We start from the raw sequence: 16,236 nt of genomic DNA on the forward strand, positions 1-16,236 counted from the left end.
TGACGGGGGCCAAAAAGAATTCCGTTATGTTTGGACGAACCCCGCCTCAGCCCACGACCGATGAACCTCAACCCGCGACACACCCAGCTGCTCGACGAAGTGCGTACCCACGGTCCGCAGACCATCGAAGCCATGGCCGAGCGCTTCGGCGTCACCCTGCAAACGGTGCGCCGCGACGTGCAGCGCCTGGCCGAGGCCGGCCTGCTTTCGCGCTTTCATGGCGGCGTGCGTCTGCCGGGCTCGACCACCGAGAACATCGCCTACCGCCAGCGCCAGGCCATGCAGTCCGACGCCAAGACGCGCATCGCGCGCACCGTGGCCCGGCGCGTACCCAACGGCTGTTCGCTGATCATGAACATCGGCACCACCATCGAGGCGGTGGCGCGCGAGTTGCAGCACCACCGTGGCCTGCGCGTGATCACCAACAACCTGCACATCGCCTCGCTCATGAGCACCCACCCCGACTGCGAGGTGATCGTGGCCGGTGGCGTGGTCCGCGGCGCCGACCAGGGCATCGTGGGCGAGGCCACGGTGGACTTCATGCGCCAGTTCAAGGTCGACATTGCCCTGATCGGCATCAGCGGCATCGAGGCCGACGGCACGCTGCGCGACTTCGACTTCCGTGAAGTCAAGGTGGCGCGCGCCATCGTCGAACAATCGCGCGAGGTCTGGCTCGCCGCCGACCACAGCAAGTTCAACCGGCCGGCCATGGTCGAGCTCGCGCGGCTCGACGACATCGACGTGGTGTTCACCGACCTGCCCCCGCCCGCGCCCTTTGAAGACCTGCTGGCACAGGCCAACGTCGAATGCGTGGTGGCACGCATCGAGACCGACAACACCTGACCCGGACACTCCCATGACCTACCTGCTGGCCCTCGACCAGGGCACCTCCAGTTCGCGCAGCATCGTGTTCGACCGCTCCGGCCACGTGGTGACCATGGCGCAGCGCGAGTTCCGCCAGATCTACCCCCAGCCCGGCTGGGTCGAACACGATCCGCGTGACCTCTGGCAGACGCAACTCGACACCGCGCGCGAGGCGCTCCAGCAGGCCAGCCTGCGCGCCGACCAGATCTCGGCGGTGGGCATCACCAACCAGCGCGAGACCACCGTGGTCTGGAACCGCCAGACCGGCGAGCCGGTGTACAACGCCATCGTCTGGCAGGACCGCCGTGCCGAGGGCACCTGCGCCGAACTGCGCGAACAGGGCAAGAGCGAGACCGTGCTGCAGAAAACCGGCCTGCGCATCGACGCCTACTTCTCCGGCACCAAGCTCAAGTGGATCCTGGACAACGTGCCCGGTGTGCGTGCGCAGGCCGAGCGCGGCGAACTCGCCTTCGGCACGGTCGACAGCTGGCTGATCTGGCAGCTCACCGGCGGTGCGCGCCACGTCACCGATGTCAGCAACGCCTCGCGCACCATGCTGTTCAACGTGCACACCCGCGCCTGGGACGACGAACTGCTCGCCCTGCTCGACGTGCCGGCGAGCCTGATGCCCGAGGCCCTGCCGTCGAGCGCGCACTTCGGCAAGATGAAGGCCGAATGGCTGGGCGCCCCGCTGGAGATCGGCGGCGTGGCGGGTGACCAGCAAAGCGCCCTGTTCGGCCAGGCCTGCTTCACCGCCGGCATGGCCAAGAACACCTACGGCACCGGCTGCTTCATGCTGATGCACACCGGCGAACGCTTCCAGATCAGCCAGAACGGGCTGATCACCACGGCCACAGCGCAACCTCCTGGACCGCAGCAGTACGCGCTGGAGGGCAGCGTGTTCATCGGCGGTGCGGTCGTGCAGTGGCTGCGCGACGGCCTGAGCGCCATCGAGTCGAGCAGCGAGGTGCAGGCCCTGGCCGAGAGCGTGCCCGACGCCGGTGGCGTGGTGCTGGTGCCGGCCTTCACCGGCCTGGGCGCACCCTACTGGAAGCCCGAGGCGCGCGGCAGCATCACCGGCCTCACGCGCGGCACCACCATGGCCCACATTGCACGCGCCGCCCTGGAGAGCATTGCCTTCCAGAGCGCCGCCCTGCTCGGCGCCATGAGCCGCGACGCGGTGGCCGCCGGCGGCGTGCCGGTGAGCGAGCTGCGGGTGGACGGCGGCGCCTGCGTGAACGACCTGCTGATGCAGATCCAGGCCGATCTGCTGGGCATCCCGGTGGTGCGCCCGGCCGTGATCGAGACCACGGCGCTCGGCGCTGCGTACCTGGCCGGTCTGCACACCGGCCTGTATGGCGGTCTGGACGAACTCTCCAAACAATGGCGCGCCGAGCGCACCTTCCACCCCACGCTGTCGCGCGAGCACGCTGCAGAAAAAATGGCGCAGTGGGAACACGCCGTGAGACAGACGACAGCGGCGTAGCCGCCTGCCCCCGCGCCGCTTTGCGTCACCCGCCAGAGGGGGGCGGCACCAGAGCCCCGGCAAAGCCGGTTCCTCGGTGCCCTTGGCTGACTCCTCTTCGCGGGAGCGGGCGACAATCCCCGAATGAACACCCCCACCCCACCCACCATCACCTTCATCGGCGGCGGCAACATGGCCAGCGCCATCGTCGGCGGCCTGCTCCGCCAGGGACATCCCGTCAGCGCACTGCAGATCGTCGAGCCCTGGGACGAACAGCGCACCAGGCTGGCTCAGCAGTTCCCCGGCGTCTCGGTCTTCGCCGCCGCCAGCGCGGATCTGCGACCCCCGGACCTCGTGGTCTGGGCCGTGAAACCGCAGACCTTCAAGGACGCCGCGCTCGCCAGCCAGCCGTTTCTGGGCAGCGCGCTGCACCTGAGCGTGGCCGCCGGCATCACCAGCGAGAGCATGGCCGGCTGGCTGCAGACGCAGCGCATCGTGCGCGCCATGCCCAACACGCCGGCACTCGTCGGTCTGGGCATGACCGGGCTGTTCGCGCGCGACGGCGCCAGCACCGCCGACCGCGCACTGGTCGAGGCCGTGGTGAAGACCACCGGCGAGTTGGTGTGGGTGAGCGCCGAACAACAACTGGACGCGGTGACCGCGCTCTCGGGCTCCGGCCCGGCCTATGTGTTCTATTTCCTGGAGGCCATGCGCGACGCCGGCACCCGCATGGGCCTGCCGCCCGAGGTGGCCTACCAGCTCGCCGTGGGCACCTTCATCGGTGCGTCGACCTTGGCGCAACGCTCGGACGATCCGCCGCAGACGCTGCGGGAGCGTGTGACCTCCAAGGGTGGCACCACGTACGCGGCGCTCACGTCAATGGAAGCGGCGGGTGTGAAAGCGAAGTTTGAGGAGGCGCTGTTTGAAGCGCAGAAACGCGCCGAGGAGCTTGGCCGAGAGTTCGGGAAGTAATCCCCTTGCGCTCGGCTCGCGGACGCGGTGCACTCTGCTCCGCGGCTGTACGCCTCGCTCCGAAGCGGTCGGTCGGATGGGGCCTGTGCCGTGCTCATTTGTCTGAGAATAAAAAATCATGCCCGGGTTGCATCACGCGCTCCGGCGCGTGAACAGCAGCAGCCCCCCCATCAGCGTGAACAGGCCGCCACAGATGCGATTGATCCAGCGTACGGTGCCGCTCTGTCGCAGCAGAGGCGCCAAGCGCGACACGCTGAGCGCACAGGTGGTGAGCACCGTGAACTCAAAGGCCATGAAGGTCAACGCAAGAACAGTGAACTGGGGTGCCATCGGCGCGGCCGGGTTCAAGAACTGCGGGAAGAACGCCGCGAAGAACAGCACGGCCTTGGGGTTGCTTGCGCCGACCAGCAGACCCTGCAGATAAAACGAGCGACGCGGTGTTCCGGCCGCATTGCCATCGACCGCCAAATCCGACGCGTCGCTGCGAAAGGTCTTGATGCCCAGCCAGACCAGGTAGGCTGCGCCAATCAGCTTGGCAGTCGTGAAGGCCGTCTCCGATGCGGCCAGCAGCGCGCCCAGGCCCATCGCCGACAGCACCATCACCACCAACACGGCGCTCACCGAGCCGGCAACAGAGGTCATCGCCCGACGCGGGCCGTGATTCAGCGCATTGGTCATGCACATCAACATCGTGGGTCCAGGCGTAGCGATAAGCAACGCAACGGCTGCAACGTAGAGAAGATAGGTGGACAGCGTCATGGTTGAAAGTATCTACGAACTGACGTGGCCTGGCGACCAGGCGAAAGACTGCCTCGCGTGAAACACCGGTCACGGCCGCTTCTGACCGTTGGCCGTTGGCCGCCAACGTACAGCGCCCAAACCCATGAACGCGCACTCTCGCGCTACACCGCCCACGGAAGGGGTGCGCTCTGCTCCGTGGCTGCCCCCCGATACAAATCAAATGCCCGACAGCACTGCGTCCATGGCCGTCACCAGGGCGCTGGCCTGCGTTGCCACGTTGCCCACAAGTTGGCGCAAATCTTTGGCGGGCAGGGGAGCGGCATAGTGCGCCAGCGCGTGCAAGCGCTTGCCTTTGACCATGATGACCGGACACAGCGCGGTCGGCACCTTGGTACCTGAGCTGAACAAGGCAAGCGGCATGGTCAGCCGCGTGGCCAGGGCATCGAGCAGATCGCTCTGGATCACGACCACATAGGGAATGCCATCGGCCGCGCTGCGGCTGGGATTGGCGTAAACGTCGTACTGCGGCATCGGCTGTTCACCAGGGGCGCAGCTCTTCACCCGGAATGCCGCGCGTCTCGAAGCGGGCGTTCTGGGCTTCAATCCAGTCACCGAACTCGGCTTCAAACGCCTTCTTGCGGGCAGCTCGGGTGGTCTTTTTGCTGTTGGCCTGCAGCGCCAGGAACTGTTCGGCGGAGAGGATCACGGTGTCGATGTGGCCGGCCTTTTCCACGAAAACCGGTTCGCGCTTGGCTTGCGCGCAGAGGCTTCCAAATCGATTCTTGGCTTCGGTGGCGGTGACTCGCATGGCGGGCTCCTTGTTGATTTGGCCATTTTAGCCATTGACAGGCCAAGACGACCGAAGCGCTGCGCACATCAAACCAGGCCGAGCACCACGCCCACGAACACGGTGAAGCCCAGCCAGTGGTTGAGCCGGAAGGCCTTGAAGCAGCCGTCGCGGCTGCGGTCCCTGATGAGCTGGAAGTGCCACGCCACCTGGGCCAGCGCCACCACCAGCATGGCGCCCCACACCCAGGGGTTCACCACCGGCCACAGCGCGATGGTCCAGATGGCCAGAAACACGAGATAGAACAACGCGACCGCAGGCACGTCGTACGCGCCCAGCGTGATGGCCGAGGTCTTCATGCCGATGCGCAGGTCGTCGTCGCGGTCGACCATGGCGTATTCGGTGTCGTAGGCCAGCACCCAGAACAGGTTGCCCAACAACAGCACCCAGGCCAGCGGCGGCAGTTGCGCCTGCACGGCGGCGAACGCCATGGGCACGCCGAAGCTGAAGGCCACGCCCAGCACGGCTTGCGGCATCGACACGAATCGCTTGGCGTAGGGGTAGGCCAGCGTGATGGCGAGTGCGGCGAACGACATGAACACCGTGAGGGTGTTGGTGGTGAGCACCAGCGCAAACGCTGCCAGCGCGAGCACCGCACCCACGGCCAGCGCTTCGCGGCTGGACACCTTGCCCGACGTCACCGGGCGCTGCGCGGTGCGCTTGACGTGTTTGTCGAACTCGCGGTCGGCCACATCGTTCACGCAGCAGCCGGCGCTGCGCATGAGGATGGTGCCGAGCACGAACACGGCCAGCAGGTGCCAGCCGGGAAAGCCCCCCGCCGCGACCCACAGCGCCGACAACGACGGCCAGAGCAGCAACAGCCAGCCGGCCGGGCGGTTCCAGCGGATCAGGTCAAGGTACAGCGACAGGCGCGAAGGCGCCTGGGACGTTGCAGCGACCATGATCAGCCGATCACTCCTCGAGGATGGAGCGCAGCATCCACGCGGTCTGCTCGTGCACGGTGAGGCGCTGCGTCAGCAGGTCGGCGGTGGGCTCGTCACCGGCCTTGTCGACCACGGCGAACAGCTCACGCGCCGTGCGCGCCACCGCTTCGTGGCCCTGCACCAGGATGCGCACCATCTCCATCGCCTTGGGCGGCGATGCCGGTGCGTCGGGCACCGAGCTGAGCTTGCCGAACTGCGCGTAACTGCCCGGTGCCGCGTGGCCCAGCGAGCGGATGCGTTCGGCCACCGGATCGACCGCCGTCCACAGTTCGGTGTACTGCGCCATGAACATCGCATGCAGCGAATTGAACATCGGACCGGTCACGTTCCAGTGGAAGTTGTGCGTGGTCAGGTACAGGGTGTAGGTGTCGGCCAGCAGCCTGGACAGGCCTTTGGCGATCGCTGCGCGGTCCTTCTCGTTGATGCCGATGTTGATCGCGGGCGCGGTGACTTTGCTGACGGTTTTGGCCATGAGGACTCCAGAAAAAAGAGGTGAAAGAACTAGGAGAGGCGTTTGACGCCCGGCAGTTCACAGGCGTAGATGGCGTTGCGCAACTCGGCGATGGCCTCGTAGCGGGTGAAGCTGCGGCGCCAGGCCAGCACCACGCGCCGCGTCGGCGGCTCGCCCTGGAACGGCAGGTAGCGCACATAGGACGAATCGCCGAAGTCCTGCCCCGGCGTTGCCGAGCCTTCGAGCGCCGACGAAGGCACCGACAGCCGCGGCACCAGGGTCACGCCCATGCCGGCGGCCACCATGTGTTTGATGGTCTCGAGCGACGAACCCTCGAAACTCTTGCGGATGCCTTCGGCGTCATTGGAAAACCGCGCGAACTCGGGGCAGACCTCGAGCACGTGGTCACGGAAACAATGGCCGGTGCCCAGCAGCAGCATGGTCTCGCGCTTGAGCTCGTCGTTGGTGATGTGGTCCTGGCTGGCCAGTGGGTGCGTGTGCGGCACGGCGGCCAGAAACGGCTCGTCGTACAGGGGAGCAATCGCCAGGTTGGTGTCGGGGAACGGCTCGGCCAGGATGGCGCAGTCGATGTCGCCCAGGCGCAGCTGCTCCAGCAACTTGACCGTGAAGTTCTCCTGCAGCATCAGCGGCATCTGCGGCGTGCGGTCGATCACGTGGCGGACCAGGTCGGGCAGCAGGTAGGGACCGATGGTGTAGATCACACCCAGGCGCAACGGACCGGCCAGCGGGTCCTTGCCACGTTTGGCGATCTCCTTGATGGCTGCGGCCTGCTCCAGCACCGTTTGCGCCTGGCGCACGATTTCCTCGCCCAGCGGCGTCACGGTGATCTCGCTGGCGTTGCGCTCGAAGACCTTGAGCTCCAGCTCCTCTTCCAGCTTCTTGATGGCCACCGACAGCGTGGGCTGCGAAACAAAGCACGCCTCGGCCGCCTTGCCAAAGTGCTTTTCGCGCGCCACGGCCACGATGTATTTGAGTTCGGTCAGGGTCATGAAGCTATTGTGCCCCCCTGCGCCGCTTCGCGTCTTCCCCCCTGGGGACCACGCCAGTGGCCCGTCCTGAGCTTGTCGAAGGGCGGTTCCACGGCGTGTGCTTGATGAAGGCACGCGCTCCGGTCGACTTCACGCCTTGAGGAACTCCGCCTTGCCACCCAGCCAGCGCGTGATGTGTTTTTCAGCCAGCTGCGGGTACTCGGCCAGCATCACCGGCGCGGCGGCGCGGGCCCATTCGAGCAGGTGGGTGTCGGTGGCGAGGTCGGCAAAGCGCAACAGGGGCGCGCCCGACTGGCGCGCGCCCAGGAATTCGCCCGGTCCGCGGATCTCCAGGTCGCGGCGGGCGATCTCGAAACCGTCGCTGGTCTCGACCATGGCCTTCAGACGTTCGCGCGCGGTCTCGCCCAGGCGCCCGCCGTCGGGCGGCGAGTAGAGCAGCACGCAGGCCGAAGCCGCTGCACCGCGCCCCACGCGCCCGCGCAACTGGTGCAGCTGGCTCAGGCCGAAGCGCTCGGCGTGTTCGATCACCATCAGCGAGGCGTTCGGAACGTCCACCCCGACCTCGATCACGGTGGTGGAGACCAGCACGCCCATCTGCCCACCGGTGAACAGCGACATCACCGCCTTCTTTTCGGCCACCGGCATGCGCGAATGAAGAAGCCCAACCAGAACACCGGGAAGTGATTCGCTCAACTCGGCGTGCGTAGCGGTCGCGTTCGACAAGTCCAGCGCCTCGCTTTCCTCGATCAGCGGACACACCCAGTACACCTGCCGACCTTGCGCGAGCTGGCCACGGATGCGCTCGACCACCTCGGCGCGGCGGCTGTCGGCCACCACCTTGGTGACGATGGGCGTGCGCCCGGGCGGCAGCTCGTCGATGGTGGAGACGTCAAGGTCGGCGTAATAGCTCATGGCAAGCGTTCTGGGAATGGGCGTGGCCGTCATCATGAGGAGATGGGGCTCCTGGGCGAGGGCTTCGACAGGCTCAGCCCGAACGGGGATGGACTCAGCCCGAACGGAGGCGGGCTCAGCCCGAACGGGGATGGACTCAGCCCGAACGGAAACCGTCTCTGTTCGAGAGGAAGTGGATTCCTTTCGGGCGGAAGAAAAATCCGTTCGGGCTGAGCCTGTCGAAGCCCCTGCCGACACCTCCGCACGACCCGTGCCCATCTTCCCCCGCAACGCCAGCCGCTGCGCCACACCAAAGCGGTGCTGTTCGTCAATGATGGCCAAGGCCAGGTTCTTGAACACCACCTGGTCCTGGATGACGGCGTGCGTGCCCACCACCAGCGCGGCTTCGCCGCTGGCGATGAGCGCGAGCATTTCAACCCGCTGCTTTTTCTTCTGGCTGCCGGTGAGCCAGGCCACGCGTCTGCCCAGCGGCGTGAGCAGGGGCTCCAGCCAGCCGATGAGCTTGGCGAAGTGCTGCTCGGCCAGGATCTCGGTGGGGGCCATCAGTGCACATTGCCAGCCCGCGGCGATCGCGATCGCCGCTGCCAGGGCGGCCACCACCGTCTTGCCCGAGCCCACATCGCCCTGCAGCAGCCGGTGCATCGGGATCTGGCGCATCAGGTCGCGCGCGATCTGCTCACCGACACGGCGCTGCGCGGCGGTGAGGTCGAACGGCAGCACGCCCAGCAGCTGTTCGTGCAGGCCGCCGGGCCGGGGGCGCAGCGCCGGCGCGCTCAGGGCGGCGCGCTCCTGCCGCGCCGTGAACTGCGAGAGCTGCTGCGCGAGCAACTCTTCGGCCTTCAGGCGCTGCCAGGCCGGGTGGCTGCGGTCTTCGAGCGCGTCCAGCGACACGTCGGCGCCCGGGTGGTGCAGGAACTGCAGCGCATCGCGCAGGGTCCAGGTGCCGCGCACCACGGCCTGCAAGCCGCCGAGCAGCGCCGCCGGCAGGCTCTCGCCCAGGTCGGCACGCCGCAAACCGCTGGCCACCACCTTGCGCAGGTAAGCCTGCGGCAGCTGTGCGCTGGTCGGGTACACCGGTGTGAGCGCGTCGGGCAGCTCACCACCCGCGGCGTGGAAGGCCGGGTGCACCATGGTCCAGCCCAGAAACCCGCCACGCAGTTCGCCACGCACGCGCACGCGTTCGCCCACCGCCAGGGTTTTCTGGTGCGCCGGGTAGAAGGTGAAGAAGCGCAGGGTGCAGGTGTCGGTGCCGTCGTCCAGCGTCACCAGCAACTGCCGGCGCGGACGCAGCGTGATCTCGCTGTGGGTCACCGTGCCCTCGATCTGCGCCAGCTGGCCGTCGCGCGCGCCCCGCAGCGTGACGATGCGCGTTTCGTCTTCATAGCGCAGCGGCAGGTGCAGCGCCAGGTCGATGTCGCGCGCCAACCCGAGCTTGAGCAAGGCCTTCTGCGGGGCAGACAGGGGCTTGCGGGCGGGGGTGGCGTCGGTCATGGGACAATTCTGCCCGCTTCCCCTCACCCTTCCCTTCCACTTGGCACGGGCTTCGTCCAGCCCTCAAGCAGCATGACCCTGTCTCCGCCCGAAACCGCCGCGCGCGCCTTCACCGTCGCCGACTTCGATTTCCATCTTCCCCCCGAGTTGATCGCCCAGCACCCGGCGCCCGAGCGCAGCGCCTCGCGCCTGCTCGATGGCACCGACAGCGCGCCGGTGGACCGCATCTTTCGTGACCTGCCCGGGCTGCTGAGCGCGGCTGACCTGCTGGTGTTCAACGACACGCAGGTGGTCAAGGCGCGCCTGTTTGGCCAGAAAGAAAGCGGTGGGCAACTGGAGATGCTGATCGAGCGGGTGCTGCTGCCCGCCGAAGCCGGCGACGCATCCACCGGCGAGGTGGTGGCGCATTTGCGCGTGAGCAAGAAGCCGCAGGTCGGCGGCCGGCTGCACATGGCCGGGGGCCTGCATGGGGGCGGGTTCGATGCCGTCTTCATCGGCCGCTGGCCCGACCAACAAGGGCAGCTGTTCCGCTTTCGCCTGCAAGGCCCGGCGGGTGAAACCCCATACGAGCTGATGGCGCGCCACGGCCACGTGCCGCTGCCGCCCTACATCACCCACTCCGACGAGGCCGACGACGAGCGCCGCTACCAGACGGTGTTTGCGCGCGTGCCCGGCGCGGTGGCCGCACCCACGGCCGCGCTGCATTTCGACGAAGCCGTGCTGGCCGCGCTCGACGCGCGTGGCGTGAAGCGCGCCAGCGTCACGCTGCACGTGGGCGCAGGCACGTTTGCGCCCATGAAGGCCGGCCGCATCGAAGACCATGTGATGCACCACGAGCGCTATGCGATCCCGCCCGGGACCCTGCAGGCCATTGCCGATTGCCGCGCGCGCGGCGGGCGGGTGGTGGCGGTGGGCACCACCACCGTGCGAACGCTGGAGAGCTGGGCGCGCACCGGTGAGACCGAAGGCGACACCAACATCTTCATCACGCCCGGCTTTTCGTTCCAGGTGGTCGACCGGATGGTGACCAACTTTCACTTGCCCCAGTCCACGCTGATGATGCTGGTCAGCGCCTTCGCCGGCTTTGACCACATCCGCGCGCTCTACGCCCACGCCATCGATCACCGCTACCGATTCTTCAGCTATGGCGATGCCATGCTGCTCTCAAGGAACCCCGATGCTGCAATTTGAAGTCATGAAGACCGACCCCGCCAGCCACGCGCGGCGTGCCCGGCTCACGCTCAACCACGGCGTGGTGCAGACCCCCATCTTCATGCCGGTGGGCACCTACGGCACCGTCAAGGGCGTGATGCCGCAAAGCCTGCACGACATGGGCGCGCAGATCATCCTGGGCAACACCTTTCACCTGTGGATGCGCCCGGGCCGCGAGGTGATGAACAGCTTCGGCGGCCTGCACGGCTTCGAGCAGTGGCACAAGCCCATCCTCACCGACTCGGGCGGGTTCCAGGTCTGGTCGCTCGGCGCCATGCGCAAGATCACCGAGGAAGGCGTGACCTTCGCCAGCCCCGTCAACGGCGACAAGCTCTTCATGTCGCCCGAGGTCAGCATGGACATCCAGACCGGGTTGAACAGCGACATCGTGATGCAGCTCGACGAGTGCACCCCGTATGAGACCAACGGCCACCTCACCACCGAGGCCGAGGCGCGCAAGAGCATGGAAATGAGCCTGCGTTGGGCGAAACGCTCGCAGGACGAGTTCGCCCGGCTGGAGAACCCCAACGCGCTGTTCGGCATCGTGCAGGGCGGCATGTTCGAGCACCTGCGACAGGAGTCGCTCGACGCGCTGGTGGACATGAACTTTCCCGGCTATGCGATCGGCGGCGTGAGCGTGGGCGAGCCCAAGGAGCAGATGCTGCAGATCATGGCGCACACCCCGCACCGCTTGCCGGCGCACAAGCCGCGTTACCTCATGGGCGTGGGCACGCCCGAGGATCTGGTGCAGGGTGTCGCCGATGGCGTGGACATGTTCGACTGCGTCATGCCGACGCGCAACGCGCGCAACGGCACGCTGTTCACCCGCTTCGGCGATCTGAAGATCCGCAACGCGCGCCACAAGACCGACCACCAGCCCCTGGACACCACCTGCACCTGCATGGCCTGCGCGGGCAAGGGCGGCGTGAGCTGGGACAACGGCGGGCGCGACGGCTTCAGCCGCGCCTACCTTCACCACCTCGACCGCTGCGGCGAAATGCTCGGCCCCATGCTGGCCACCATCCACAACCTGCACTACTACCTGAACCTCATGCGCGAGGTGCGCGAGGCGCTGGACGCGGGCACCTTCGGCGCGTTCCGGGCGCAGTTCAAGGCCGACCGCTCGCGCGGGGTCTGAGCGCGCACCGGCCCGAACAGAACGGCTTGCGCGACACGTCGGCTTCCATGACCCAGGCCCCGGTCCCCCGCCACATCCTGCCCCTCCTGGTGCTGGCCCAGTTTCTCGGCACCTCGCTGTGGTTCGCGGTGAACGCGGTCATGCCCGACCTGCAGCGCGAGCTGGGCTGGCCCACCCGTGCGGTGGGCACGCTCACCTCGGCGCTGCAGTTCGGCTTCATCCTGGGCACGCTGGTGTTTGCGCTGCTGGCCATCGCCGACCGCTTCGCGCCGCGGCGCGTGTTCCTGGTGTGTGCGCTGGCCGGCTCGGCCTGCACCGTGGGCGCGTGGTGGATGGTGCGCGACCACTCGGCCTTGCTGGTCTGGCGCTTTGCCACCGGCTTCTTTCTGGCGGGGATCTACCCCGTGGGCATGAAGATCGCCGCGCAGTGGTACACGCGCGGCCTGGGTGGTGCGCTCGGCCTGCTGATCGGCGCGCTGGTGCTGGGCTCGGCCAGCGCACACGCGCTGCGCGCACTCGGTGGCGCCCTGCCCTGGCCCACGCTCATGCTCGGAGTGGCGGCCCTCGCGGCGGCCGGGGGTCTGCTGCTGTTCTTCGGCACCACCGACCCACCCCATGCCCAGGCGCGCGTGACGGTGCTGCAATGGCGCGCACTGACCACGCTGTGGACCGACGCGCGCGTGCGCAGTTCGGTGCTCGGCTACTTCGGTCACATGTGGGAGCTCTACACCATGTGGGTGATGGTGCCGCTGGTGCTGGCCACCCGGCTGCAGGGCGCCGCGCTGTCCTGGACCGCGTTTGCCGTGCTGGGTGCCGGTGCCATCGGCTGCGCCGGCGGCGGCTGGATCGCCCAGCGCTGGGGCAGCGCGCGGGTGGCAGGCACGCAGCTGGCCGTCAGTGGCCTGTGCTGCCTGGCGGCGTTCGTGATGATCGACGCCAGCGATGCGTGGTTCTATGCCTGGCTGGTGCTCTGGGGCATCACCGTCGCCGGCGACTCGCCGCAGTTCTCCACCCTCACCGCGCGCAACGCACCGCCCCAGGCCGTGGGCAGCGTGCTCACCCTGACCAACAGCATCGGCTTTGCGATTTCCATCGTGAGCATCCTGCTGTTCGTCTCGCTGGCCGAGACGGTGGCACTGGGCGCGCTGCTGCCCTGGCTGGCGCTGGGCCCGGCGCTGGGCCTGTGGGCGCTGCGCCCACTGCTGCGCGAAGAGTCGCGCTAGTTTTCCGGTGACACGGTGCCGTCCGCCTCGAGGAAGCGCACCGGGTCGGGCAGCGGGGTGGTTGCCACACCCATGTCGCCGGGCTTGAGCTGTTCGGTGAAACCCTCCAGCGATCCCATCGACTTGCGGTCGCGCCGCGCCACCGGCTCCGACAGCATGTAGGCCACGGTGAGTTCGGCAAGGGCCTGCAGCGAATCGCGGTGCGTGCGCTCCTGCGCGTGCGACGCATCGGCGCCAAAGCCGATGAGTGCGGTGCGGATGTCGTTGCCGGCTTCCACGGCCGCGGCCGAGTCGGAGCGGTAGAAACGGAACACGTCGCGACGGTGGTTGATGCCGTGCGCCTTCGCCAGGTCGATCAGCTTGTGCGTGAGGTGGTAGTCGAACGGACCGGCCTGGTCCTGCACGCAGATGGTGGCGGCGCGCTCGTCGGTGTTCTGGCCGGGCGCGGCAATCGCAATGTCCAGGCTCACCATCTCCGCGATATCGCCATGCAGCGCGGCCGACGAACCCGAGCCCACCTCCTCGGTGATGGTGAACAGCGGGTGCGCGTCGACCGCCAGCTTCGCGCCGCTGTCGACGATCGCCTTGCAGGCGGCGAGCAGCACCGCCACGGCGGCCTTGTCGTCGAGGTAGCGCGAGTTGATGTAGCCCCCGGGCTGCAGCTCGGGCTGCGGGTCGAAGGCGATCCAGTCGCCCACGTTCACGCCGGCATCCAGCAGGTCCTGCGCGCTGTGCGAGGGCACATCGACGCGCACCTCCACGTGGTCCCAGCTGGAAGGCTGGGTGTCGATCTCGTCGCCGTAGGCGTGGCCCGAGGTCTTGAGCGGCAGGCAGGTGCCGCGCAGCTGCTGGCTGTCGGTGAACACGGTCAGACGGGCACCCTCGGCAAAACGCGACGACCAGCTGCCGATCGGCACCACGCCGATGCGCCCGTTGGGCTTGATCTCGCGCACCATCGCGCCCAGCGTGTCCAGGTGGGCCACGATGGCGCGGGCCGGGCGCTGCTCGCGCCCCTTGAGCGTGGCCCGGATGGCACCACGGCGCGTGATCTCGTACGGAATGCCGATGGCATCCAGCCGGCTCGCGGTGTAGCGCACCACCGCATCGGTCAGGCCCACCGGGCTTGGAATGGCGAGCAGCTGCAGCAGCGTTTCTTCGAGGAACGCGTAGTCGATAGCGGGCAGTTTTTCCGGGACAGGAATGGATGTGGATGTCTGGGTCAAGCGGGCACCTCGTCATGGGAAGTCTGGGGAAACAGCAAGTCGACAAAGCGCTGCGCGGTGGGTTGGGGTTCGTGATTGGCCAGCCCGGGCCGTTCGTTGGCTTCGATGATCACGTGCTCCGGACCGTCGACGGCGGGCACCAGGAAGTCGAGCCCCGTCACCGGAATGTCGAGCACACGGCTGGCGTGTTCAGCGGCGATCTTGAGTGCGGGATGCAGCTGCGCGGTCACGTCGTGGATGGTGCCGCCGGTGTGCAGGTTGGCCGTCTTGCGCACAGGCAGCGGCCGACCGAACGGCAGCACGTCCTCGAGCGTGTGGCCCTGCAAACCGATGCAGCGGCGCGTCTCGCCATCCACCGGAATGCGCGATTCACCGCCTGTGGCCGCGGCGCGGCGACGGCTCTGCTTTTCGATCAGCTGCGCGATGCTCGACTGCCCGTCGCCCACCACGGTGGCGGGTTTGCGGATGGCCGCGGCCACCACCTGGTGGTTGATCACCACGATGCGCAGGTCCTGCCCCTCGCAGAACTGCTCGAGCAGCACCCGCTCGCCGAACTGGCTGGCATTCTGGATCGCGGCTTCCACGTCGTCGGCGGCGGTGAGGTTCACGGCGATGCCCTTGCCCTGTTCACCATCGACCGGCTTGACCACGATGGCGCCCTGCTCGCGCAGGAAGGCCGCGTTGGCCTCGGCGTCAGCGGCCAGCGTCTGCTGCGGCACCTTCAGGCCGGCCTGGGCGAGCAGGCGCGCGGTCACGCGTTTGTCGGCGCAGCGGCTCATGGCCACGGCGCTGGTGAGTTCGCAGAGCGACTCGCGGCAGACCACGCTGCGCCCGCCGTGGCTGAGCTTGAAGTAGCCGTTTTCAGCGTCGACCACCTCCACCCGGATGCCGCGGCGCTGTGCCTCGTCCACGATGATGCGGGCGTACGGGTTCAGGCCGTCGGCGCCAGCGCCCTGGCCGGTGAACAGCGGCTCGTTGATCGCGTTGCGCCGCTTCACCGCAAACACCGGAATGTTCTGGAAGCCGAGCTTCCTGTACAGCGCGATCGCCGAGGCGTTGTCGTGCAGCACCGAGAGATCCATGAACGCACGGCTGCGCGCCTGAAAGTGTTCGGCCAGGTACCGCGTGAGCGCCTCACCGATGCCGGGGTGGCTGGCCTGCGGCGAGACCGCCAGCGCCCACAGGCTCGAACCCGGTTCGGCATCACCAAAGGCCTCGGCATGGTCCAGTCCCATGGCCACACCGATCACTTCACCCGTGAGCCGGTCTTCGGCCAGCGCATACACGACCTGGCGCTGCGCACGCTCGCCCCAGACCCGCGCCGGATCCACCGGCACCATGCGGCGCGCGCGGTAGATCGCATTGATGGCCGCCACGTCGGCGCGCGAACGCAGTCGGCGGATGGTGAAGCCGCGGCGCACCGCGCGCTGGGGCGTGTAGGCATTGAGCCAGAGCCGGAAGGTCTCCGACGGATCGACGAACAGCTGGCTGGGCGCATGCGCCACCACCACATGGGGCTTGTCGACGTAGAAGGCGATGTCGCGCTGACCGGGCTGCTCCTGCAGCAACGCGGCAGCGATGTCGGCTGCATCGGCAAAGGTGTGGCCGGCGATCAGCCGGCCCCAGCCGCAGGGCAGGACCACCCGGGTCCGTTCGGGCGACTGGCCCCGGGCGTCTGCCTGGGGCATGGGCGCGCGACCGAGGCGCAGGGCGCGTTGGGCTTGTTTGTGGATCATGGTGGTG

The 16,236-nt window shown here is 67.9% G+C and carries 15 protein-coding genes; 6 read left to right on the top strand and 9 right to left on the bottom strand.

What is annotated here, in order from left to right:
* Nucleotides 1–60: 60 nt before the first annotated feature.
* The 3 genes from QUV35_RS09965 to proC all read left to right on the top strand — a co-directional run bounded on the left by QUV35_RS09965 (nucleotide 61) and on the right by proC (nucleotide 3,301).
* Nucleotides 61–843, top strand: a complete 783-nt coding sequence (locus QUV35_RS09965) for a DeoR/GlpR family DNA-binding transcription regulator (protein ID WP_300873228.1) — start codon at nucleotides 61–63, stop codon at nucleotides 841–843.
* Nucleotides 844–856: 13 nt separating this feature from the next.
* A complete protein-coding gene (glpK, locus tag QUV35_RS09970) occupies nucleotides 857–2,350 on the top strand; it encodes a glycerol kinase GlpK (RefSeq protein ID WP_300873230.1) in 1,494 nt (497 codons plus the stop codon).
* 123 nt (nucleotides 2,351–2,473) lie between these two features.
* Nucleotides 2,474–3,301, top strand: a complete 828-nt coding sequence (gene proC / locus QUV35_RS09975; protein ID WP_300873232.1) for a pyrroline-5-carboxylate reductase — start codon at nucleotides 2,474–2,476, stop codon at nucleotides 3,299–3,301.
* Between the two features lie 132 nt (nucleotides 3,302–3,433).
* Here the strand turns inward: proC and QUV35_RS09980 are convergent, their stop codons facing one another.
* From QUV35_RS09980 to QUV35_RS10010, 7 genes are all read right to left on the bottom strand, one after another.
* Nucleotides 3,434–4,060: a LysE family translocator gene (locus QUV35_RS09980; RefSeq protein ID WP_300873235.1), complete on the bottom strand. Its 627-nt coding sequence runs from the start codon at nucleotides 4,058–4,060 to the stop codon at nucleotides 3,434–3,436.
* A gap of 198 nt (nucleotides 4,061–4,258) precedes the next feature.
* The gene (locus QUV35_RS09985; RefSeq protein WP_300873237.1) at nucleotides 4,259–4,573 is read right to left on the bottom strand and encodes a CcdB family protein; all 315 of its coding nucleotides are present in this window, start codon (nucleotides 4,571–4,573) and stop codon (nucleotides 4,259–4,261) included.
* Between the two features lie 7 nt (nucleotides 4,574–4,580).
* Nucleotides 4,581–4,850: a prevent-host-death protein gene (locus tag QUV35_RS09990; protein ID WP_300873239.1), complete on the bottom strand. Its 270-nt coding sequence runs from the start codon at nucleotides 4,848–4,850 to the stop codon at nucleotides 4,581–4,583.
* A 68-nt stretch (nucleotides 4,851–4,918) separates the two neighbouring features.
* A complete protein-coding gene (gene ubiA, locus QUV35_RS09995; RefSeq protein WP_300873241.1) occupies nucleotides 4,919–5,791 on the bottom strand; it encodes a 4-hydroxybenzoate octaprenyltransferase in 873 nt (290 codons plus the stop codon).
* A 10-nt stretch (nucleotides 5,792–5,801) separates the two neighbouring features.
* Nucleotides 5,802–6,305: a Dps family protein gene (locus tag QUV35_RS10000; protein ID WP_300873243.1), complete on the bottom strand. Its 504-nt coding sequence runs from the start codon at nucleotides 6,303–6,305 to the stop codon at nucleotides 5,802–5,804.
* Nucleotides 6,306–6,334: 29 nt separating this feature from the next.
* Nucleotides 6,335–7,294, bottom strand: a complete 960-nt coding sequence (locus QUV35_RS10005) for a hydrogen peroxide-inducible genes activator (protein WP_300873245.1) — start codon at nucleotides 7,292–7,294, stop codon at nucleotides 6,335–6,337.
* A gap of 129 nt (nucleotides 7,295–7,423) precedes the next feature.
* Nucleotides 7,424–9,697 (bottom strand): ATP-dependent DNA helicase RecG, encoded by a 2,274-nt coding sequence (locus QUV35_RS10010; protein ID WP_300873247.1) that lies wholly within the window; start codon nucleotides 9,695–9,697, stop codon nucleotides 7,424–7,426.
* A 72-nt stretch (nucleotides 9,698–9,769) separates the two neighbouring features.
* Between QUV35_RS10010 and queA the strand changes: the two genes are divergently transcribed.
* The 3 genes from queA to QUV35_RS10025 are packed head-to-tail and all read left to right on the top strand — an operon-like array spanning nucleotide 9,770 to nucleotide 13,270.
* Entirely contained in the window at nucleotides 9,770–10,888 is a 1,119-nt protein-coding gene (gene queA, locus QUV35_RS10015) for a tRNA preQ1(34) S-adenosylmethionine ribosyltransferase-isomerase QueA (RefSeq protein WP_300873249.1), read from the top strand.
* A complete protein-coding gene (gene tgt / locus QUV35_RS10020) occupies nucleotides 10,875–12,047 on the top strand; it encodes a tRNA guanosine(34) transglycosylase Tgt (protein ID WP_300873251.1) in 1,173 nt (390 codons plus the stop codon). Before queA ends, tgt begins: the two co-directional genes overlap by 14 nt.
* 47 nt (nucleotides 12,048–12,094) lie before the next feature.
* Nucleotides 12,095–13,270: an MFS transporter gene (locus QUV35_RS10025; protein WP_300873253.1), complete on the top strand. Its 1,176-nt coding sequence runs from the start codon at nucleotides 12,095–12,097 to the stop codon at nucleotides 13,268–13,270.
* Here QUV35_RS10025 and QUV35_RS10030 read toward each other — a convergent pair.
* Nucleotides 13,267–14,493 (bottom strand): osmoprotectant NAGGN system M42 family peptidase, encoded by a 1,227-nt coding sequence (locus QUV35_RS10030; RefSeq protein WP_300873255.1) that lies wholly within the window; start codon nucleotides 14,491–14,493, stop codon nucleotides 13,267–13,269. The genes QUV35_RS10025 and QUV35_RS10030 overlap by 4 nt on opposite strands.
* Nucleotides 14,490–16,229, bottom strand: coding sequence for an N-acetylglutaminylglutamine synthetase (gene ngg, locus QUV35_RS10035; RefSeq protein WP_300873257.1), 1,740 nt, complete (start codon nucleotides 16,227–16,229; stop codon nucleotides 14,490–14,492). The genes QUV35_RS10030 and ngg overlap by 4 nt, the downstream gene beginning before the upstream one ends.
* Between the last annotated feature and the right edge of the window lie 7 nt (nucleotides 16,230–16,236).

Origin of the sequence: Hydrogenophaga sp., from assembly GCF_030373225.1 — a bacterium.
Lineage (GTDB): Bacteria > Pseudomonadota > Gammaproteobacteria > Burkholderiales > Burkholderiaceae_C > Hydrogenophaga.

Excerpts from the sequence above, each read along its gene's own strand:
- tgt (WP_300873251.1), top strand. The coding sequence starts at position 10,875 with ATGCTGCAATTTGAAGTCATGAAGACCGACCCCGCCAGCCACGCGCGG.
- QUV35_RS09985 (WP_300873237.1), bottom strand. The coding sequence starts at position 4,573 with ATGCCGCAGTACGACGTTTACGCCAATCCCAGCCGCAGCGCGGCCGAT.
- ngg (WP_300873257.1), bottom strand. The coding sequence starts at position 16,229 with ATGATCCACAAACAAGCCCAACGCGCCCTGCGCCTCGGTCGCGCGCCC.
- QUV35_RS10000 (WP_300873243.1), bottom strand. The coding sequence starts at position 6,305 with ATGGCCAAAACCGTCAGCAAAGTCACCGCGCCCGCGATCAACATCGGC.
- queA (WP_300873249.1), top strand. The coding sequence starts at position 9,770 with ATGACCCTGTCTCCGCCCGAAACCGCCGCGCGCGCCTTCACCGTCGCC.
- QUV35_RS10005 (WP_300873245.1), bottom strand. The coding sequence starts at position 7,294 with ATGACCCTGACCGAACTCAAATACATCGTGGCCGTGGCGCGCGAAAAG.
- glpK (WP_300873230.1), top strand. The coding sequence starts at position 857 with ATGACCTACCTGCTGGCCCTCGACCAGGGCACCTCCAGTTCGCGCAGC.
- QUV35_RS09980 (WP_300873235.1), bottom strand. The coding sequence starts at position 4,060 with ATGACGCTGTCCACCTATCTTCTCTACGTTGCAGCCGTTGCGTTGCTT.
- QUV35_RS10010 (WP_300873247.1), bottom strand. The coding sequence starts at position 9,697 with ATGACCGACGCCACCCCCGCCCGCAAGCCCCTGTCTGCCCCGCAGAAG.
- QUV35_RS10025 (WP_300873253.1), top strand. The coding sequence starts at position 12,095 with ATGACCCAGGCCCCGGTCCCCCGCCACATCCTGCCCCTCCTGGTGCTG.
- QUV35_RS09965 (WP_300873228.1), top strand. The coding sequence starts at position 61 with ATGAACCTCAACCCGCGACACACCCAGCTGCTCGACGAAGTGCGTACC.
- QUV35_RS09990 (WP_300873239.1), bottom strand. The coding sequence starts at position 4,850 with ATGCGAGTCACCGCCACCGAAGCCAAGAATCGATTTGGAAGCCTCTGC.
- ubiA (WP_300873241.1), bottom strand. The coding sequence starts at position 5,791 with ATGGTCGCTGCAACGTCCCAGGCGCCTTCGCGCCTGTCGCTGTACCTT.
- proC (WP_300873232.1), top strand. The coding sequence starts at position 2,474 with ATGAACACCCCCACCCCACCCACCATCACCTTCATCGGCGGCGGCAAC.